We start from the raw sequence: 22,158 nt of genomic DNA, 5'->3' as shown, positions 1-22,158 counted from the left end.
TTGTCTCCTTTTTAAAGTGATAGTGATTTACGAACGTCTTTGGTAGCTTCAACCATGACCTTCAAAGCCGCAACTGTCTCAGGTTCACGACGTGTTTTCAAGCCACAGTCAGGATTTACCCAGAACTGCTCAAGAGCAAGATTTTGTAATGGACGCTCAATATTTTCAATAATTTCTGGTTTACTTGGCACACGTGGTGAGTGGATATCATAAACCCCCAAACCAATGCCGAGTGGATAAACTGCCGTTTCAAATGCCGCAATCAATTCCCCGTGGCTACGACTGGTCTCGATGGAAATAACATCTGCATCTAGCTCACGAATCGAATCAATAATTTCATCAAAGTTTGAGTAACACATATGCGTATGAATCTGTGTGCGATCCTCTACTGATGATGTCGCGATACGGAAAGCATGAACTGAGTCATCCAAATACGCTTTTTGCTTAGCTTTTCGAAGAGGAAGCCCTTCACGAAGTGCTGCTTCATCGACTTGAATAATAGCAATCCCTGCTTCTTCCAAAAGTGCGATTTCATCTTTAATGGCGAGACCAATTTGGTTAAACAAGTCGGCACGGGAAATATCTGTTCGCTCAAATGACCAGTTTGTAATCGTAATCGGACCAGTTAGCATTCCTTTGACAGGACGATCTGTCAAACTTTGCGCATAAACAGTTTCTTTCACCGTAAGCGGTTGAATATGCTGAACATCCCCATAAATAATTGGTGGCTTAACAGCGCGTGACCCATAAGATTGGACCCAACCAAGTTTGGTCGTTGTAAAACCTGCAAGTTTTTGACCGAAGAATTCTACCATGTCCACACGTTCAAACTCACCGTGAACTAAAACATCAAGATCAAGATCCTCTTGGATACGAATCCAACGCTCAATTTCAGCATTGATAAAGTTTTCATAGGCTGCATCTGTGATATCACCACGTTTCCATTTTAAGCGTGTTGAACGAACTTCTGGAGATTGGGGGAAAGAGCCGATTGTCGTTGTTGGAAGAGCAGGAAGCTTGAGCCTCTCTTGTTGAATACGGCGGCGCTCTGCAAAATCTGTTTGACGTTTAACAGGAACATTTTCCAAGTCTTCCAAGTCAACATTGCGGAAGTCCGCAGCTTGTAAGGCTTCAAAATCTGCAACATGCTCTGCAAATTGAGGATTAGTAATGCCATCTAAGTTCTCAGCTAAGAGTTTGATTTCAGCTAACTTTTCATCTGCAAATGATAAGCCTTTAAGTAAAACAGGATCAAGATCGGTTTCATTTTTTGTAGTGACAGGAACATGGAGTAGTGAGCAAGATGGCTGAACAAGTAAGTTGGCAACATTCTTCTGGATTTCCTTTAAGAGATCTGTTGTTGCTACAAAATCAGCCGCCCAGACATTACGCCCATCAACCACACCAGCAAAAACTTCCTTGTCTTTAAAGAGACCAGATTGAACTGCCGCTAGGTTTTCTTCTAAGCCATGCACAAAATCTAAACCAAAGGCTGCCACTGGAAGCTCCGCTAGTTTTTCCGCATCAATCAAGGCTTCAAAATAGGTTTGGAAAATAATTTTTGCCTCTGGCACTGCTGTTGTCAATTGCGTATAGACCGTTTTTGCCAAGTCAAGATAGGCTGCACCCTCATCTGTCACAAAGATTGGCTCATCCACTTGAATATAAGTTGCCCCAGCTTCTGTCAGCTGTTTAAAAATCGTTGCATAAAGTGGGACCAAACTATCTACTGCTGCTGCAACATCAGTAACCCCATTTGAGAGAGCTACATAAGTAATCGGCCCTGTGATGACAGGTTTCGCCTTGTCACCAACTAAATCTTTAGCTTCAATATAAAGATCTAGTAATCGTGTATTGGTTAAACGTGGGGTGACATTTTCCCATTCTGGTACAATGTAGTGGTAATTGGTATTAAACCATTTTTTCAAGGCAGAAGCTACATTCTCTTTATCACCTCTGGCAATAGTGAAATAGAGATCAATATCATTGGAGCGATCTGCTAATCGCTCTGGAATAATATTAAACTGTAGAGACAAATCCAAGATATGATCATAAAAAGAAAAATCTCCAACTGGTATTAAATCCAGGCCGGCTGCTTCTTGCTTTTTCAAGAAATCAGTGCGAAGTGCTTTACCTTGATCAAACAACTCTTCTTGAGTAATATTTCCAGCCCAATAGCTTTCAATCAATTTTTTCCATTCACGATTTTCGCCTAAACGTGGGTAGCCCAAACTTGTCACTTGTGTCATATAAATCCTCCACACCATCTTAAAACTATAACAAACCCAAAGATATAGTTTTAAGTTATATTATTTTTCTTTACGCAATTTATAATAACTCATAAAACACTTAATTTCAATAGGTTTTGTTCTTGTAGTTTTTTATCTTATTATATAGTTTTAAACTATATCTTTATCACTTTATATAGTTTAAAACTATAACAAAAAACATCTCACTTTATAGGAGATGTTTTTTATCAATTATTTTGCTTTACGAAGGGCTCCATACAAGACACCACTAATTACTGCACCAATAGCAACATATAGAAGGTAAAGTAAAGCGTTACTTGTAAGAGCGATAACGAAGATTCCTCCGTGTGGTGCCATTAATTTGATACCTGAAAGACCAACTAAAGCACCTGTCACAGCTGAACCAACAACAAAACTAGGAATTGCGCGAGCAGGGTCCGCAGCACCAAATGGGATAGCCCCTTCTGTAATGAACGATAGTCCCATAACAATATTTGTTAATCCTGAATTACGTTCTTCTTCTGTAAATTTATCTTTAAATAGAACCGTTGCAACAAATACTGCAAGTGGAGGTACCATTCCTCCTGCCATTACAGCAGCCATTGCGACAGATCCACCTGTAGAAACAGTTGCTGCTAAAGTTCCTGTACCAAAGACATAAGCTGCTTTATTGACAGGTCCACCCATATCTACAGCCATCATTCCACCAAGAACAAGACCAAGAAGGACAGCTGATCCGCCACCTAGTCCACCTAGGAAGTTATTCATAGCAGTGTTGATAGCTGCCATTGGAATATTCACAAAGAGCATTAAGAAACCTGTAAAGACTGTACCAAGTAATGGTAATAGAAGAATAGATTTAGCCCCTTCAAGTGAACGTGGTACTTTAACATATTTTTTAATTGCGAGAACAACGGCACCCGCTAAGAAACCACCTACAAGAGCACCTAGGAAACCTGATGACACTCCTGCTAAAGCTGATGTTTTCTCTCCACCTGCAGCGTAGGCAATTTTTCCAATAGCATATCCCTCTTTAGCGATTGCACCTGCAACAAAACCTGCTACTAAACCTGGTTTTTCAGCAATAGAATAAGCTACATAACCTGCAAATACAGGAAGCATTAATCCAAAAGCAGCACTACCGATTTTCATAAACATCGATGCTATTTCATGGTAAGATCCAAGATTCCCAAGTTGGTCATTAGGAACTCCCAAGGTACCATCAAGAAGGAAAGCGATAGCAATCATGATACCGCCACCAATAACAAATGGTAGCATTTGAGAAACACCGCTCATCAAATGTTTGTAGAATGCACCACCTAGACTAGTTGCCTCTTCCTTCGATTCTGTGCTAGCACCGTTTGCCGCAACGTAAGTATCTGCTTGATTGTTCACAATAATATTGATCAATTCTTCAGTTTTCTTGATGCCATCAGCAACTGGACGTGACACCAATGGTTTACCGTCAAAACGATCCATTTCAACTGCTTTATCAGCTGCAATAATAACACCTTTGGCACGTTTGATATCTTCAGCAGTCAAACGATTTCCTACTCCAGAAGCACCATTTGTTTCTACTTTGATCGCTACACCCATCTCTTCGGCTACTTTCTTGAGTGACTCTTCTGCCATATAAGTGTGAGCAATACCAGTTGTACATGCTGTTACAGCAACAATAAAATCTTTATCATCTGATACAGGAGTGACTGTTTTTTCTGATGCTGCTTTATCAGCCGCTTCTGCTTCGTCAAAGACTGCGATCACTTCTTCAGCTGATGTTACTTGGCGTAACTTATCTGCAAAACCAGGCTTCATCAAGTATTTTGATAGCTCAGCAAGCGCAGCCAAGTGTGTATCATTAGCACCGTCTGGAGCAGCAATCATGAAGAAAAGATCTGTAGGCTGACCATCAAGACTCTCATAATCAACGCCCTTACTTGATTTTGCAAAAAGAACAGTTGCTTCTTTGACAGCTGCATTTTTGCTATGTGGCATAGCAATTCCATCACCAAGACCTGTAGTGGTTTGTGCTTCGCGGTTCATGATACCAGTTTTAAATGTATCAAAATCCGTCACAACACCTTTATCGACAAGACTCGTAATCATCTCATCAATTACTGCTTCCTTGCTTGTTGCTTGTAAGTCAAGAAGCATCACTTCTTTTCTTAAGACGTCTTGAATCTTCATAATTTTTCTACCTCTACTTTTTCATAAGTTTCTTTAATAAATTCAATACCAGCTAAATCATCGGAAAAGGCTGTTGAAGTCCCACATGCAACTCCCCATTTAAGAGCTTCAACAGGATCGTGACTCATCACAAATTCACCTGTGAACCCTGCAACCATCGAATCTCCTGCTCCGACTGAGTTTTTCACGGTACCCTTAATAGGTTTCGCAAAATAAGCCGCTTCTGGTGTCACTAATAATGCTCCGTCACCAGCCATAGAGATGATAACATTTTTTGCACCCTTAGCCAAGATTTCACGGGCATACTTCTCAACATCAGCCAAGCCATTAAGTTTCACACCAAAAATTGCTTCCAACTCATGATTATTAGGTTTTACTAACAAAGGTTGATAGGCCAATGAATCAAGCAAGGTTTGTCCTTCAAAATCACAAACGACTTCCGCTCCTGCTTTTTTGGCTACAGGAATCAATTCATTATAAATTTGATTCCCAAGATTAGCTGGAGCTGATCCTGCAAATACAACAGTATCTTCATTAGTTAGCGAGGATAAAATAGACTTTAATGCTTCTACCTGCGCTTCTGTTACTACTGGACCTGCACCATTGATTTCTGTTTCTTGATCAGCCTTGATTTTAACATTGATGCGCGTATCTTGATCAACTTCAATAAATTGGCTAGCAATACCTTCAATTTGCAAGCCATCTTTAATAAATTGACCTGTAAAGCCACCAATAAAACCAGTTGCTGTATTATCATGCCCCAGTCGTTTTAAAATACGACTAACATTAATCCCTTTTCCACCAACATACTTATCATCACTATCCATGCGGTTGACACTACCAATTTCAACCGAATCAATACGGACAATAAAGTCGATAGAAGGATTAAGAGTTACTGTATAAATCATACCTCTACTACCTTCGTTTTTTCTTTTATTTTTTCCAATACCCCATCTGAATGGTTATTGGTAATGATAACAACTTTTTCAACAGGAGCCACTTTTACAAATGAGGCCTGTCCTATTTTTGAAGAATCTACCAAAACATAAGCTTGTTTAGCATTTTCAATAATTAACCTTTTAACAACAGCTTCATCCATATCAGGCGTTGTCAAAAAATTTTCATCAACCCCATTCATACCTAAGAAAGCCTTATCAAAGTTCAATTGTCTTATTTGCTCAACTGCTAGATTACCAACACTAGCATCCGTAGAATGTTTCACAAATCCACCGACAATAATAGTCTTGATCCCCTTCTCTACTAATCTAGAGGCGTGATGGATAGAATTTGTCACAACCGTAATATCTTCGTTTCCCTCAAAAGCTTCAACTAGTAAGGCATTAGTTGTTCCTGCATCAATAAAAATAACTTCTTGAGAATGAACTAAATTTAAAGCTTTAGAAATCACTGATGATTTTTTTTGAACGTTTTTGATAGATTTTTGGCTATTACTTAATTCTTCCTGTAAATGTGTTTTCAGTTCTGCTCCACCATGAACACGGCAGAGCTTACCTTCTAGCTCCAATTCATCCAAATCCCTACGGACCGTTGATTCAGACGACTCTAACAAAGGGACCAGATCCTCTAAACTGACAAATCCATGTACCGATAATTTATCCATGATAATTTGTTTACGTTCAGATTTTAACATTTCCCCTCCTTCTGAAATCGTTTACAAATATTATTATACCTCTTTTTTACATTTTGTCAATAAAAATCTTCCAAAAACTTCCAAAAATCGTCAAAAAAGAACTCGCCCTTCATCTTAGCACCATCAATCAGACTAAATAAAGTTTAAACCATATAAACTTTACTGTTAATCTCATACCCGCTAACATGTCAAACAAGTTCTTAATAATAGAGTTGGTCTTTCAAGTTAATCTCTTATAAGTATCTTAATAAGGATAATAGAACTGAGAGAGTAACCAAAAAGACTACAATGAGATAAAATAAGGGTTTTCTATCTTTTTTCTTTTTAGAAGGTTTATACCTTGCTTCGTCAATGTTTTTTAAGATATCTTCATCTAATAATTCATTACGCTTTGCCATATGCCCTCCCTTCATTATATGGTGAGTGGATGTTATTAAAAATCACTCCGAATTGGATATAATACTAGACAAAATAAATAGAGTGCTTACCATCTGGAGTTTTATCAACACTACTCAACATCACGTTTCGAATAATCTTTTTCTTGACTTCCTCACCCAAACGGTCATAAGACAATAGGGATTCCTCATAGTATTCAAACATCCCATTACGTTGAGCAATTTGACGGGTAGAAACCACACTTTTTAATTGTTGGAGGTGATCAACTTGTTCAATCCAACATTCATCAATCGCTTTTAGGATAGAGACACGATAAAACTCTGAAATTTTCTCCGGATTATCAATGATTTCTTCTTTTCGAATTGTCTCATTACGATACAAATGCCAAAGCAATCTATAGACTGAATGATCAGATCTTATATCAAAATCTTGAGAGTAATACTGAAATTTATAACTATAATTATCTAAAATATAACGACGCAGACTTTGTAAGGTACGCTTAGGATGATGAGCAATATAATACTTGATCATTTCTTTAAAAATAGCATCAATTTCATCTTTAACAGATTCTTCATCAAAGATAAGACTATCTCTCAAAGCATATATTTTTTTACGCTGAACTCTCAGACTTTCATCATATTGGATAGTAAAATTACGCGCACTAACCGCAGCATCCTCACTTTTTTCTTGTGCTTGTGCTACAGCTCGCCTAAAACGTTTTTGCGTGAGTAACTTCCCTTGACTTTTATCTTTATGATTTTTGAAGTAACGTCTCACCCACTTAGGACCATGATTGATTAAAATCTCATCTTCCAAAGATACAAAGAATAGACTCATCCCTGGATCACCTTGTCGCCCAGCACGGCCTCTCAGTTGCCAATCTACACGACTATTTGGCATGCGTTCTGTCCCAATAACAGCTAGACCACCTAATTCTTTAACACCTTTCCCTAATTTGATATCCGTTCCACGTCCTGCCAAGGGAGTCGCTACCGTCACTGCTCCCAATTGACCTGCTTCTTTGATAATCAAAGCTTCCTTAGCAACATTTTTCGCAGTCAATACACTATGAGCAATTCCTTCTTGCAGAAGTAGTTTCGAATAGATTTCTGAAATATCAACTGTACCCGATACCAATAAAATTGGTTGACCTGTTTTATGAATTTCTTTCACAGTATCAATGGTAGCCTGTAATTTTTCAGGAAGGGTTGTATAAACCTTGTCAGGAAAATCAATTCTTTGGACTGGTGTATTTGTCGGAATCACAATGACAGGTAATTTATAAGTTGAAATTAGCTCATCTTCTGCAATTTTAGCAGTTCCAGACATTCCTGCGATTTTAGGAAACATGTTAAAAAGCGACTGATAAGTCACAGAGCCCATTGCTCTAGATTCCTTTGTTTTTTTAACTTTTTCTTTGGTCTCGATAGCTTGATGGATGCCAGATTGCAAACGTGTTCCTTCCAAAATTCTACCCGTTCGAATATCTAAGAGCTTAACTTCATCATCCTCAACCACATAATCTTTATTTTTTTTATAAAGATTATGAGCTCTCAAGGCTAAATTAATATGCCGATTTAATTCAAAATTTTTATTAGAGTACAAATCATCAATATCAAAATACTCATCAGCATAACGACTACCTTTGGACGTTAGGTAAACGACCTTATCTTCTTCATCGTAATAATATTCTTCCTCGCTTAGTGTTTGAACAAATTGGTCAGAAATATCATACAAGTTAGATTGTACCCGTGGTGAGCCTGAAATAATCAGTGGCGTCTGAGCACTATCTAAAAGAACTTCATCTGCTTCATCAACAATAACGTAATTAAAATCACGCATAAACTTCTCGTTTTTTGAAGCAACCAAATTATCTGTTAGATAATCAAATCCTAACGCAGTACTGGTTGTATAGGTAACATCAGCATCATAAACAGCCTTACGTGTCTCCGTATCAACATCTTCATCATCCTCGAAAACACCGACACCTACTGTCAAACCTAACCATTTAAAAACTTGCCCCATTTCCTCAGCATCACGTTTAGCAAGATAGTCATTGGTTGTCACTAAAATGGCACCTTTGGAAGATAGCCCGTTTAAATATAAAGGAAAAGTGGCCGTTAGAGTCTTTCCTTCACCTGTCTTCATTTCAGCAATATTACCTTGGTGGAGGGCTATCCCCCCTAAGATTTGGACATCGTAGGCAAACATCCCCAAAACTCGTTTATTAGCCTCTCTAATTGTAGCGAAAGCTTCAGGAAGGAGGTCATCTAATGTTTCACCATCATCTAAACGTTGGCGAAATAAGATGGTTTGATTTTGGAGCTCTAGGTCAGATAATTTTTCCATGGTAGCTTTTAGCTGATTAATTTTTAAAAGTATTTTTTCAAATCGTTGTAATCTTATTCTATCTAATAAAGATCTCTGCTCCACTCTTATCCCCTTTCTAAATAGTTGTAATCAAAGTCTTAACAAAATTCAAATCTTGAGGAATATCACTTTCTGTATAGCGTTTAGAAAGTGGTCTTTCAAATTTTATCGCTACTTTCTCATCTTCATGAAAAATCGATAAAGAGCGGAACACAACAGCACTACAGCCACCACTCATCAACGTAATGGTATAAGAGAAGGCATCCTTTGGATATGTAAATTCTTGTTCAACGCTTCTTAGTACTGTAAACCCAATATTTTCGTTTAATCGATTCACAAAATCTAAACGAATGAAGACTCTGTTCATAGGAGTTGACTCCAAATCTGCTTTTAATAAATATGTCTTTCCTGGTTTTAAGACAGGGAGAGCAGGACTCCTACGATTCCCTTGATAATTTGTTCGTGATTGCCAACGGCTAATTGGTTTTCCTGATGCCATTAAAAGATTTTCAAAAGAGACACTATCTTCTAAGAATTTAATCGTTGAGCCATAAAGATAAGAATTACCCGATGTTACTCTATCCCATTTAATCGTAGCTAGTAAGGTTTTAGTCATTAATAACTCCTTCCGAATCGCTCTGATAAAATGGTAATATATTGTCTCATAAACCACTTATTGATGGCACTACTATTATCATTGTGACGGCCTTCATATCCCTTTGTATAGATATGGGCATTTTTATCAGATAGATTTTCTACTAATTCTTTGGTAGCAGTTCCATCATAATCATCATTTTCCATAAAAGCAATTGCAAAATCTGTATTGGGAAAGTCTGATTGATTAAATTTATTCCAAAATTTATGATTTAACTGCTTAATATTTTCCTTTGTTGTGCCACCAGTTAAATTTCTCAACATGTCTCCCATGGTTTCAAATTCATCTGGACGTTTTAATTTCATCCCAACAGCAGTATTTCCTAAACTAGCAAAGGGTTTTCCAACAACAATACCACTTGGATTAAAGTGAGATGCGTAATATAAAGCCCCAAAAGTTCCCATAGACAAACCTGATAAGATGAGTTGAGAAGAATCAAAACCAAGATAATCTAAAGACTCTTGGATACTATCTTCAATAGCAGCTTCTAATTCTGGTGTTCCACCATAGAAACTGCCACCTTCCAATCTAGGATCTCCAATCAGCATAAACGGAGCCTTCATTGATTTCATCATAAAGAATCCCTCAAATCCTTCAGCTCCCCTAAAACCTGAAAAATAAACATTTAGTGGCGGTTTCATATCGCCAGGATTGAAATAAGAAATAAACTCTTGTCGTTTAGAGTCGCTAAAGCGCCGCCCTCCTAAGACAAACTGTCCTAACCCTTTTCGAGAATATCGCCAATGCATTGGACCAAATCTTAAACTTCCACTACCTTTTGCATAAATTGTAACACCATAGTATCCCTCACCATCTTCTGGGTCAAGAATAAATGGTGTTTCAAGTGCTTTCCCTGAAATAAATAGCGTTCGACGGATATCATGCAAAGAACCTGCATAAAAACTAGTAACTTCAATTGCTACCTCACAGTTATCTGATGCAATATATTCTTGCCACAATTCCAAAGCCATTGAAAACTTACTTAGATTATATCTGTAAGTATAAAGTGGTTGAAAATCTTCTCCAAAATCTCCTTCAAAATGAACAGCAACATGGCCTTCATAGGTCACTTTTCCATTGAAATCTGGTGTCACATCAATTTCTGGGATTTTTAACTTAGCACCATATTGCCCAGAAAAAAGATTCTGCTGTAAAAATTTAACAATCTCTTCTTTACTTCCAGCAAAGGGTAACGTTTTAGCTACTTTCTTTCTGAAAAAACCATCGAAAGATTTAGAAGAAAAAGGAATGCCTTGTTCAAAAAAGACAGCATGTGCTTCAACTGCACCATTCAACAAATCAAGTTGTTCCTCTTCTACCACAGAAGTGATAAAGAGGGCATTGAATCGTAAATTGATTTTAGGAACTTCTTCTCCAACTTTAACTTTGATTTTTGATAGTTCTTCAAGCTTAAGCTCCTCTAAGTAGTCGGGTAAGTGATCAATATCAGTGTAATACCAACTGATATCCTCGGGCATCTCAACATCTTGAGCCCAATCACTTTGCCCAATTTGTAATATTTTTATGGCCATACCTTACCTTTCTAAAAGCGCTTTCCATTGCTCTAATATACGTCCACTTGTGTAGTCAGCCATTTTTTGAACTGAAAAAACTAATGAATGGTTCCAATTTTTTAACCCATCAAAATAATAATGGATAGCTTTAGATAGCTCCTTATCATCTGCCAATATCCAACCATTTTCCTTGTGTGAGACATATTCTGTCTTCACGGCATTAATTTGTGGGACGCCTGCACTAATACTTGCAATTTGAGTATAAAGATTGGGATGACGACCAAGATCAATCACAAGGCGAGCAGAGTCTAGAGCTTTTATCACTTGATTTTCATTAGTAAATAAATTTAGAGTGACTCTATCTAATTCCTCTGCTGCTCCATCCACTTTATTTTCACCTGAATCTTCTCCATCAGTCACAAATTTCTCCATATGGAATTTAGACGCAATCATTTCTGTGATGTCATCCTTAACTTGTTTGATAGGGTAATTTCTATCATAGGTCACCAAATCTAAATAGATCAATCGATTATTTTCCATCAAGCCTAGGATGGTCTCAATATTGTCAAAAAGTTCGGTCTTTGAAATACTGTCAATGAAAAAGTGAATTCGCAATTCTTTAACATTTTGACTATGTCCCAACCTCAAACGTGTATCAAAGGGTGAAATTCTCATCACAGTTTTATCTGATAGCTGATTTTGATGGAAGGCGTCTCTAAGGGTTGACTCCATACTTTCAGTATCAACAACAAAAAATTTAGCAATCTCATGTAATTTTTTAAGATCAGATAATTGAGACGTTACATCACGTTCGTGATAAAATGAAAAAATCTTATCTTGACTAGGAAAATTATCCATTATTAGCTGATTGTGTTGAGGATTAGAAGCGATCACTAAGTGGTCGGAATCTTCTAACACCTCTTTTGAAAATAATGTTAGACGTTCCTCTAATAACTGCTCCCAATTAGTATAATAACGTTGACCAAAGGAGAAATCCGCAAATAGATTAATCTCAATTTGCTTATCACCTGTTAAATGCTCTCTAACTTGCCAAACCCCATTTTCATTTAGATAATCTCGATGTGATTCTACTCCATTTTGATAATAAAGAATACTAGATAAAAAACCACGATCATCAAATTGATAAGTTCGATCTTTCTGATTTTCCACCCTAAAATCAACATCTAATAAGTTTCCATTTTCAGCAAAATTAATATAGGCTAAAATTTTTCCTTCATGCTTTGCAATAACTACAAAGGGAGTATAGACAAAAGTTGTTTTAGGTGGCCAATTCAATGATTTAAAATCAATAGCTTGAACTTCAGTCCTATGAATATTTTGAATATCATCAAAAAAAGACCAATAAGGTAAACCAATTAAATCTTGCTTATGCAGAAAATACCGTAGTTGTGGCTGATAATTTAAAATAATAGCACAACTTGGCTCATCGACATTGTAAAACATTTTCAACTGATTAACCGTGTCATCAAATGTCATTTGCTCAAATACACGAAACCAAAGCGGTGTATTGTCCCCCCACTTTGAAGTTGTGTTATACCATGATGGTACAAAATAAAACATAGTTTCTCCTACAATAACTTACCGTATTTTCTCCATGTCAATAGCACATTGACTTGCTCTACTATTCCTAACATTAAACTAGTGACAACAAAGATATTACTAACTAACATGGCAATACTAGTTTTATCACCTTGACCAATAATAAAAAGTAATGGGACAACGCCAATAACACAAACAAAAATGGCACCGATTTGAGATAGAATCGATAAATATCGACGTAAATATAGCTCAGTTTCTTTGCCTGGTCTAACAAATTCAATATAATCTCCACCTTGACGCATGGTTTTTGCGATATTAACAGGGTCATAATTGTAATAAGTAAATCCAATTGTCAAAGTGTAAAGAATAATAGCATAAATTAAAGCCCCTGTCCAAGTAGATAACCCAATATTTTGAGATATCAATACTAATGTTTCATTATCAGGAAATAATCCCATTAATCCTTGAATAATGACGGGTGGTAACATCATCAAAGTCATTCCATACATGAATGGCATTCCTCCTGCAGGATTGACACGAATAGGGATATAATTTTTATCGGTGTAACTATTACTAACACTAATTCGACGAATGGGAATACGATATTCTCCTCGATATGAAAAAATAGTCACTAAAATCAATGCATTAACAGCTATAATAAAAATTAAAATTTGTCCCCAAACAACTGGTGACTGAAGTGATTTCCCTTCAAAAAATGATGAAATATTACTAAAGAAGGTTAAAATCATATTAACAATAATAATAACCGTAGGGCCACCTAACCCTTTTTCTGCATTTCTATTCCCTAACCACATCAAAGCAAAGGCACCTGAGATGATCATCGTCATTGTCATGACACGCAATACTATTGGTGATTGAAAAAGACTTCCTTCCACTGGTAAAAATGTACTAGAAGCTGTAATTCCAAAGGCTTGGATAAGTGCGACAACAAACGTTAAAGTTAAACGCGCGCGATCAGATTGAGCTTTAGTTGAACTTTTAAAAAGCTCAAATACTGTCACAAAACGCCATAAGATCATAGAAGTCATCCAAGGACTCAACCCTAGCGAAAATAAAGTAATACTACTTAATTGACCACCTGTAATCGAAGCTAAACTATTTAAAGCATTGGCAGTGGCTGCGTCTCTAGCTACTCCTGTATTAATTGGAACAGTCACTACAGGCAAGCTACGCCCTAACATATAGATAAAAATAATTCCCGTTGAAAATAGAATTTTTTTTAGCAATAATGAACTTCTCAGTTTAATTTGTAATTTTCTAAACATATATTTCCTATACTTACAATACTAGCAGTATGCCCAATTGCTTTAACAGAAGATTAAATGTTCTCTGTATGATGATTGAGCTTTCTAAGATGACATAATCATTTTAAAACCAAAATAACATGTTTTAATTTTAATCTTAAAATAATAAAATCTATTCTATTATAAATTCCCTATCATTGTCAAACATTCTATCAAAAATGACCTCATTACGAATTCCACTTTGATAGAATTTCTAATTTTTGAAGGGTTTGTTTATAATGATAGTAATCACCTGAAGCGAGATATGAATCACGATGTTTATCTAAACGCCATCTATAAGCTCTTAACTCCGATGAAATATCAAATCCAATTAAACTTAATAAAGTGATTCTTTCTTCAATACTCTTAATCGGAAAAACATCTACAAAATTCACTGTTTTCGTCACACTAGATGAACGTTTTCTATGGTAATAAATCCCAATATGACTATAGACAATTTTATTAGCCAATAGATAAATTTTCCAAGTAGTATAGTCATCCTCCACTTTCTCAGAAACTGGATAGAGAATATTTTCAAACAGACTAGCTTTATACAATTTTGACCATGGAACTGTGAAACATTGACTAAAGGCATTTTGTCCCACATATTGTTTGTCAAACCATTCTTTTGGAGTAAAAACTTGTTGGTAATAATCCTCGCTTCTTAAATGAAAGTGATACACTGATTTATCCTCGATAAATTCAGTGAAATTAGCAACGGCAATATCACTATCTGTTTCTTTTAAAGCGCAGTATAGAAGCTCAATATGATTAAGTTCTAGCCAATCATCATTATCAACAAATAATATATAATCGCCCGTCACTAGGGACAGAGCCGTATTACGTGTCGCTCCAACACCACTTCCACCAAGTGGCTTATGATGCACACGAACACGAGAATCTTTTTCTCTGTATTGCTCACAAATGAGGGCAGAACCATCTTCAGAGCCATCATTAATCAATAATACTTCAAGATTCGTATAAGTTTGATTTAAAATACTATCAATACATTGGTGTAAATACGGTTCTGCATTATAAACAGGTACAATAACCGTTACTTTTTCCTTCATTGCCCCTCCTGATTTTGATAATGGTTGATTAGATCGAGTTTTGCAGATAATTCTTGATATAATTCAATCTGTCCTGCTTGAAGGCTATCTGTTTGGCATTTTTTCAATCTGGCAATATACGATGCTACATGTTCTGTAACATCAAACCCCATACTAGCTAATAAGGCAATTCTTTCTTCTGCATTAGAAATCATAGAAGCGATATCATCCAACATACGTGTCCGTGACAAGCCGTCCTGTCGCTGAGAATAATAATACAGACCAGCATTCACAAATGTAATCTGATCAGCTTTTAAGTAGAGTTTATAGATTGTTGCATCATCCTCACGCAACCTTCCTAAAGGAAAACGTATCCCTTCAAATAATTCCTTTTTAAAAAGTTTAAGAGGTGAGAAAGTAAAAGCCATATACAAATTATGTCTAGCCATATTTTCTTGATCTAGCCATTCTTGACGCTTATAATTTTTTTCAAAATAATTTTCTGAAGTAATAAAGAATAAGAAGCTTTGGCGTTCTTCATTAAAAGATGAAAAATTAACAGCAGAAATATCCGAGCCATTATCCTTCAGAGCTTTATAAAGTTTTTCTAGATAAATATCCTCCACAAAATCATCTGAGTCAATAAAGGTTATATAGTTACCGTTTGCCTTATCAATTCCCAAGTTACGTGCAGCAGAGACACCTTGATTGTTTTGATGATAAAGATGAATACGAGAATCTTTTTCGACATACTCTTGACAAATTAAAACACTTCCGTCAGTTGAGCCATCATTGATCAGTAGCAATTCAAAGTCTGTGTGAGTTTGTTTTAAAATAGAGTCGATGCAACGTTTTAAATAAGGTGCAACATTATATACGGGAACAATTACACTAATTATTTCTTTGTTTTTATCTAATTCTATCATTTCTACCTTATCCTCATCACCTGATAAAGATACTTTTTCTAAAATTTGAGAAGAGTAACTTGTATCATCATCGAACACAATGTCTTTATCGTAATTAAATTCAGCTGTATGTTTATTGGCTAATTTCACTTTATGAGTCGCCCCCATCTTAAACCACTCATACTCTGAGTCAATATGCCCGATATCAATTGCTTGATACCCTTCTTGAGATAAATCATAAGCAAGAACTTTTGCTGTAGGACCTAACATTAACAGGATTAATTTCCCTTCAGCATGGCGTTTTATTGCGTTATAAATCGCAGAACGCTGTTCAAATGCATCTTTTGATGGACAAATAATACGTGAAATTGAGGCTGCATTGTCAAATAAATCATTTCCCACTCCTGAGCGTGAAGTTTCCCCTTCCACAATTAGAATATCTCTACGCTCCCATAATTTTTTCAACTTCTGAAAAGAAGACTTCGCCTCTGTTTTATCTTTTAAATCGATATAGGGACGAGAAATAAATGTTGAGCCATACCAATCTGATTGACAATATTTATCATAAAATGATGAATATTGATTAAAGTGATGATGCCAGAAAGACTGGGCTGATTGATTGTATCTCTCCAAGTGCTCAAAGACATCAGGTAAACAAACCATTAATTGAGAATTACTAGGAGTTAACAAAATTTGTTTCAAAAATGCTGCTAAAGCAGGATCATATTTCTGATAAGGAATACTTCTCCCCATCATGATATCTACTTCACCATCACCGAAACGAGCAACAGAGGAAAAATGCTCTAAAACAAAATCTAAGCTCTCACTAATCGAAAGAACATGTACCGCCTTCATTACTATCTCCCTTATTCACATAATGCCGAAAAGACCGCATCTGTCAGCAATTTTTTTGTAAAGTACCCTTGCCTAATCAGAGGATTAAATTTTCTCACTGATGCTACCTTTTCTAAATATTGCCCATCTGTCATCTGTTGGATCATTTCCACAACTTCATCTAAACTATCCACTACCCAACCTAAATTATTATTTTCGATAATTTCCTGATTAGCAATTCCCCTTTGAACAAATACTGGTATCCCTGCAGCAATGAAGCTAGCCAGTTTATATGGGCAATAAAGTTTTTGGTAATCCTTATCGTGATCGTCCATCCATACCAAACCGAAACCACCTTGTGACATATCTATCAGTAACTCTTCATTAAAACGCCAAGGTTCTCTAACAACAGTATCGGGTAGTTCAACCTGTTTTGAGGAGTAAAGGTGCAAGGGAATAGAATAGTTCCACTTGGTAATAAAGCTAAATCGAACAGGATCCCCTGGAAAATGAATTTTTCTATCAAGTCTAGCTTGTTTCATAGGAACTTGAGTTGGATGGTCCCACATTCCTTGAATAATAGCTTTTTTCACTGTTAAACCATGATCTCGTAAAGTGTCTAACATTTGTTGACTCGGTACAACAATAACATCTGCTTTATTATAGTAAGAAACAGTCTGATCCATCAGGTAATAATTACCTGCAAACATCAAGGGTACAACATCATGGACAAAAACTACAATTTTAATTTGGTAAGCTTTTAATTTATTCATCACACGTTCATCAAACGCTGTCGTATTCCATGTGGGTGTTTGAAAAATAACAACATCACCATGTCTCAAACCTGCTACAATACCATCTAAACGCTTACTCAATTCATTTTCACTGTCACCATGGAAATTATAAGCATAGATCCCCAACTCTCTATAACCTAAAGTAGATGCAATATCAGTAACAACGTTTTGAGCTAGTTGAGCTGTACTTTGAAGTGATTGTCCATTAATATTTGTAATATAAACTCTCATTTTCTCTTACCATATTTTTCCATCAACTTAATTCTAAATTCTAGATTTTTATAGGAGACAACATCACCATTTCTTAATTTAGAGTCACGATTAATCTGAGATCGCCATTGGTATGCCTGAATTTCTCGAGAAAGATCCAAACCTAAAAGCCCTAGAACTTCCAGACGTTCAGTAACGGGAACAGTAGAAAAAATTGTTGCTTGATCAGCAACTTGAGTCATAGAACCTGCATTAACACGATAAATCAATGTGGAACGATGCATATAAGCAATCCTATCAGCCATTAAATAGGTTTTCCAAGTTGTACGATCATCCTCACCAAACCCATCAGTTGGATATAAAATATACTCAAATAAGGATTTCTTATACATTTTGCTCCAAGGAACAGTAAAACACAAACTCAAATTATGTGGTGCCCCATATTGATAAGCAAACCACTCTTCTGGCGTATAAACTGCCTCATAATAATCCTCTGGGTTGATATGAAGATTGTATCGCCCTTCTGATTCAATGTATTGACTAAAGTTTGAAATAGCGATATCGCTATTTGTTCTTGTTAACAAGTCATATAAATCACTGACATGATTAGGGTCAATCCAGTCATCAGCATCAAGAAAAACAATATAATCACCACTTGCCACATCTAAAGAGGTATTACGAGCTGCACCTAGACCTTCATTTTTATATTTATGAATGACCTTTACACGAGAATCCTCTTGACGCAATTGTTCACAAAGTAAGGCGCTACCATCTGTTGATCCATCGTTAATCAACAAGATCTCCAATTTCTCATATGTCTGCTTAAAAATACTTTCAACACACTGCCTTAAATGTTTTTCTCCATTGTACACTGGCACAATAACACTTACCAAATTACTCATTTTTCTCTCATTTCAATTTTATCTATAAATACCATAATATTGGTGAGCACTCCACAAGCCTGTTACAAACGATTGGATCAATTCTGGATCATTTAAAAACTGCTCTAAGGGGCGTCCATTAAGGTAACCTGCTTGGCTTTGAAATCCTGTAAATTTCTGACAACGACGCTCTAATTCTGCACGAATCTTTAAATAATCTGTAGGATTTTCCAAAGGATTATTGATATCATAACCTTTAGATAAAAACTCTTCTACTGTCATATGATGTGCTAAGTCTCTAAGCCCTTCAAATCGTCCTGGTTCAAAATTCGGTAATTCTAGATTCAAAACAGGTGTCCCCAAGGCTAAACAAGGTAGAGTGCCATGAAGCCTCGTTGTCACAACAAAGCGTGCGGATTGATACAGATAGAGATAATACTGTGCTATTTTCATGCGTCTCTCAGGTGACATATATCGATGATTTGTATCAGCACTCATACGCAAAACAGGATACTTAGATTCCTTCTCAACTTTATTAAAGACATCATTTGGCAAATCAATTGCCAGAATAAAATCTTGTTTTGGAATATTTTTTTCTGGCTGTAACGTCAGAGTTAAACAACCTGAAAAATAAGACTCTACTCCCAGACTAGCCATATAGCGTTTAGTATCAAAACTTCTCGCTCCCACGGGTCCATACTTTTTAAAAAAGTTAACATTAGCCTCTGACGAAAAAGCTTCCTTAACCTGATCATCAAAATACATTGACAAAAGTAAGGGATTAATCTGTTCCAACGTCAAAGGGAAATTTTCGGGGCGATGTGAATACCAACCATTCATAATCAGCTTAATTTCTTCATCAGAATCTACTTTAAATTCATTAGAATAATCTCGGTTGATATAATAATCAACCCGTGGCAAAAATCGTTTAGCTGCTAGTGATTGAATCTCATCGCCAATGTTTCCTGTAGAGTAGGTAAACAGTGCATATTTTGTCATTTATCAATTCCCCATTTTTGATATCAATATATCATCTATTTCTATTTATCAGTCTCTTATATATTAAAAAACCTATTATATTATTTTAGTTTAAAAACATTATTTTGTCAAAAATACCAATAAAAAAGGGGGCTCTCCCCTTTTTTATCAATTAATCAACGATGTACTATGAACAACACGATTATCTCTATCAGGATAAATATAATTGATAGCTTGGTTTATCGCGACTGGTGCTTCTCCAAAACCTGTTGCAATCAAATCAACTTTTCCATCATAGGCAGCAGCATCCCCAATTGCATAAACACCTTCTTGACTTGTTTCAAACAACGAGGACACAAAAATGCTACTTCGCTTGCTATCAAGATTCCAATTTTTTAGGTTTTTATTAGAAGTTGAAAATCCAAAACTCACAATAAGAGCATCAAGAGGAAGTTCCACCTGTTCCTCCTCTTTTACCTTTTGAATGACAAGAGACTGTGCCAAGTGGCCATCTCCTTTTAATTCAAGAGGCAGATAAGGTGTGAACACTTGCACATTTGATTGCCCTAGAAGTTCAACACTGTGTTCATGGGCGCGAAAAACTTCTCGACGGTGGACCAAGCTCACTGATTTTGCCAAGCCATCAAGCGCTAAAGCCCAATCAAGTGCAGAATCCCCTCCTCCGCAAATCACAACATCTTTTCCAGCAAACTGATCTAACTGATGAACATTGTAAACAAGGTTAGTGTCAGCATAAATCTCTTCATTTTCCAATCCCAAAGGGCGTGGAGCAAAAGCTCCATTACCACAAGCAATAACGATGGCTTTAGAAAAATGTTGATTCTTGTTGGTTTGGATAGTAAATAGACCATCTACTTTTTCAAAAGTTTTAACTTCTTCTTTTAAACAAATGGTTGTACGGTCTTCAAAGCGCTCTAATTGTTTTAGGAGGTTTTCGATGAGCTCAGCACCTGTCACTTCTGGATAGGCTGGAATATCATAGATTTTCTTTTCAGGATATAAAATAGCAGGTTGTCCACCTAGCTCGGATAAGCTTTCAATGATTTTTACGGACATACCACGTAAACCCGCATAAAAAGCCGCAAATAAGCCCACCGGTCCACCACCAATAATTGTAATATCAACAACTTGTTTTTCCGTCATTTATTTTCTCCAAATATTTAACTTTTTTCATTTAGTGCACGTAAGATTTAACTCAAAATATTTTCTAGGCTTTTAAAAATTGAGCTGATGTCCTTACTCGGCTTTGATCTTCTCCAGCAAAGCCGCCTCTTCTTCAGTTAGGCTGTAATTTTCTAATAAGTCAGGACGGCGCTGATAAGTTTTTCGTAAACTTTCTTCCAAGCGCCATTTACGAATATTTTCATGATGCCCACTCATCAGCACATCTGGCACCAGCATCCCACGAAAGTTATAAGGGCGTGTGTACTGAGGATATTCTAAAAGACCAGATGAAAAGGAATCGTCTTGATGACTTGCTTCTTTTCCGATAACATCTGGAATCAAGCGAACCGTTGCATCTACTATTGTCATCGCAGCTAATTCACCACCTGTCAGTACAAAATCTCCTAAGGACACTTCATCTGTCACTAAGGTCTTAATGCGCTCATCGTATCCCTCATAGTGTCCACAAATAAAAATTAACTCGTCTTCTTGAGCTAGCTCTTCTGCAAAAGATTGATCAAAGCGACGCCCCGCAGGATCAAGCAAGATAACACGTGGTTTTTCAGCTCCAATCTTTTCAATTGTATCAAAAATTGGCTGAGCTCTAAGCAACATCCCTTGACCTCCACCATAAGGCTCATCATCTACATGACGAGCTTTTTCCGCATTTTCTCGGAAATTATGATAATTAATCTCAAGCAAACCTTTATCTTTCGCTTTTCCAACTATAGAGTGCTCAAGGGGAGCAAACATCTCTGGAAAAAGGGTCAAAATATCAATCTTCATCATCCAAACCCTCTAAAACATCAACGTCAACACGATGATTAGCAATGTCAACATTCAAAATAACCGGAGGAATATAAGGAAGTAATAAATCCCGCTTTCCTTTACGCTTTACCACCCAAACATCATTTGCTCCTGGTTGAAGAATTTCTTTAATTTGACCAATCAGGAGATCATTTTCATAGACATCTAAGCCAATAATTTCATGGTAGTAATACTCACCATCATCTAAATCTGTCAGATGTTCTTCTGCCACTTTTAAACTAAAACCTTTATATTTTTCAATGTCATTGATATGATTCATATCCTTAAATTTAATAATATCAAAGTTTTTATGTTTACGGTGTTTTGCAATTGTGACGACAGAAACAAATTGATCCTTATCATCAAAAAGAGCCAGCTCACTCCCTTTTTTAAAGCGGTCTTCAGCAAAATCAGTCACACTCAAGACACGCATTTCACCTTGAAGTCCTTGTGTATTGACAATTTTTCCAACATTAAAATAATTCATCTTCTCTCCACTCTTGGCTACCTAGGCACCTTTGCCTTTCAATATTTTTTCCTTCCCCACCAAACACTAGCAAATCTCTTTTCTAGGTAATTGGTCAGACAAACTTAGAGTAGCCATTCTTACCCATTCTATCATGATTTCT

17 protein-coding genes and 1 pseudogene are annotated in these 22,158 nt (G+C 36.4%); all 18 read right to left on the bottom strand.

Annotated features, from left to right (window positions below; genetic code table 11):
• Window positions 1–11: 11 nt before the first annotated feature.
• On the bottom strand, window positions 12–2,249 hold the full coding sequence (gene metE / locus ACVRWY_RS02735; RefSeq protein WP_354368056.1) for a 5-methyltetrahydropteroyltriglutamate--homocysteine S-methyltransferase: 2,238 nt from the start codon (window positions 2,247–2,249) through the stop codon (window positions 12–14).
• 231 nt (window positions 2,250–2,480) lie between these two features.
• A complete protein-coding gene (locus ACVRWY_RS02730; RefSeq protein WP_354368054.1) occupies window positions 2,481–4,436 on the bottom strand; it encodes a PTS fructose transporter subunit IIABC in 1,956 nt (651 codons plus the stop codon).
• The gene (gene pfkB / locus ACVRWY_RS02725; protein ID WP_354368052.1) at window positions 4,433–5,344 is read right to left on the bottom strand and encodes a 1-phosphofructokinase; all 912 of its coding nucleotides are present in this window, start codon (window positions 5,342–5,344) and stop codon (window positions 4,433–4,435) included. Before pfkB ends, ACVRWY_RS02730 begins: the two co-directional genes overlap by 4 nt.
• Window positions 5,341–6,087, bottom strand: coding sequence for a DeoR/GlpR family DNA-binding transcription regulator (locus ACVRWY_RS02720; RefSeq protein ID WP_354368050.1), 747 nt, complete (start codon window positions 6,085–6,087; stop codon window positions 5,341–5,343). Before ACVRWY_RS02720 ends, pfkB begins: the two co-directional genes overlap by 4 nt.
• Window positions 6,088–6,320: 233 nt before the next feature.
• Window positions 6,321–6,485 carry a hypothetical protein gene (locus ACVRWY_RS02715; RefSeq protein ID WP_354368048.1) on the bottom strand — a complete coding sequence of 55 codons (165 nt, stop codon included), beginning with the start codon at window positions 6,483–6,485 and terminating at the stop codon, window positions 6,321–6,323.
• A 64-nt stretch (window positions 6,486–6,549) separates the two neighbouring features.
• Complete coding sequence (secA2, locus tag ACVRWY_RS02710) at window positions 6,550–8,916, bottom strand: accessory Sec system translocase SecA2 (protein ID WP_354368046.1); 2,367 nt, start codon at window positions 8,914–8,916, stop codon at window positions 6,550–6,552.
• A 13-nt stretch (window positions 8,917–8,929) separates the two neighbouring features.
• The gene (gene asp3, locus ACVRWY_RS02705; protein ID WP_354368044.1) at window positions 8,930–9,469 is read right to left on the bottom strand and encodes an accessory Sec system protein Asp3; all 540 of its coding nucleotides are present in this window, start codon (window positions 9,467–9,469) and stop codon (window positions 8,930–8,932) included.
• On the bottom strand, window positions 9,469–11,040 hold the full coding sequence (asp2, locus tag ACVRWY_RS02700) for an accessory Sec system protein Asp2 (RefSeq protein ID WP_354368042.1): 1,572 nt from the start codon (window positions 11,038–11,040) through the stop codon (window positions 9,469–9,471). Before asp2 ends, asp3 begins: the two co-directional genes overlap by 1 nt.
• A gap of 3 nt (window positions 11,041–11,043) precedes the next feature.
• The gene (gene asp1 / locus ACVRWY_RS02695; protein WP_354368040.1) at window positions 11,044–12,603 is read right to left on the bottom strand and encodes an accessory Sec system protein Asp1; all 1,560 of its coding nucleotides are present in this window, start codon (window positions 12,601–12,603) and stop codon (window positions 11,044–11,046) included.
• A gap of 8 nt (window positions 12,604–12,611) precedes the next feature.
• Entirely contained in the window at window positions 12,612–13,868 is a 1,257-nt protein-coding gene (gene secY2, locus ACVRWY_RS02690; protein WP_354368038.1) for an accessory Sec system protein translocase subunit SecY2, read from the bottom strand.
• 206 nt (window positions 13,869–14,074) lie between these two features.
• A complete protein-coding gene (locus ACVRWY_RS02685; RefSeq protein ID WP_354368036.1) occupies window positions 14,075–14,956 on the bottom strand; it encodes a glycosyltransferase family 2 protein in 882 nt (293 codons plus the stop codon).
• Window positions 14,953–16,686: pseudogene (locus tag ACVRWY_RS02680) on the bottom strand (SP_1767 family glycosyltransferase); the annotation flags it as partial. The pseudogene ACVRWY_RS02680 and the gene ACVRWY_RS02685, both read right to left, overlap by 4 nt.
• Before the next feature lie 20 nt (window positions 16,687–16,706).
• On the bottom strand, window positions 16,707–17,699 hold the full coding sequence (locus ACVRWY_RS02675; RefSeq protein ID WP_354368034.1) for a sugar transferase: 993 nt from the start codon (window positions 17,697–17,699) through the stop codon (window positions 16,707–16,709).
• Window positions 17,696–18,580 carry a glycosyltransferase family 2 protein gene (locus ACVRWY_RS02670; protein ID WP_354368032.1) on the bottom strand — a complete coding sequence of 295 codons (885 nt, stop codon included), beginning with the start codon at window positions 18,578–18,580 and terminating at the stop codon, window positions 17,696–17,698. The genes ACVRWY_RS02675 and ACVRWY_RS02670 overlap by 4 nt, the downstream gene beginning before the upstream one ends.
• Window positions 18,581–18,598: 18 nt before the next feature.
• Complete coding sequence (locus ACVRWY_RS02665) at window positions 18,599–19,558, bottom strand: polysaccharide pyruvyl transferase family protein (protein ID WP_354368030.1); 960 nt, start codon at window positions 19,556–19,558, stop codon at window positions 18,599–18,601.
• 147 nt (window positions 19,559–19,705) lie between these two features.
• Window positions 19,706–20,701, bottom strand: a complete 996-nt coding sequence (locus ACVRWY_RS02660) for an NAD(P)/FAD-dependent oxidoreductase (RefSeq protein ID WP_354368028.1) — start codon at window positions 20,699–20,701, stop codon at window positions 19,706–19,708.
• 93 nt (window positions 20,702–20,794) lie between these two features.
• Window positions 20,795–21,511, bottom strand: coding sequence for a tRNA (guanosine(37)-N1)-methyltransferase TrmD (trmD, locus tag ACVRWY_RS02655; protein ID WP_354368026.1), 717 nt, complete (start codon window positions 21,509–21,511; stop codon window positions 20,795–20,797).
• Window positions 21,498–22,016 carry a ribosome maturation factor RimM gene (gene rimM, locus ACVRWY_RS02650; protein ID WP_354368024.1) on the bottom strand — a complete coding sequence of 173 codons (519 nt, stop codon included), beginning with the start codon at window positions 22,014–22,016 and terminating at the stop codon, window positions 21,498–21,500. Before rimM ends, trmD begins: the two co-directional genes overlap by 14 nt.
• Window positions 22,017–22,158 lie beyond the last annotated feature (142 nt).

The organism is Streptococcus porcorum, from assembly GCF_053203725.1.
Note: the sequence above shows the minus strand (reverse complement) of the source record. Positions and strands in the feature narration are given on the sequence as shown.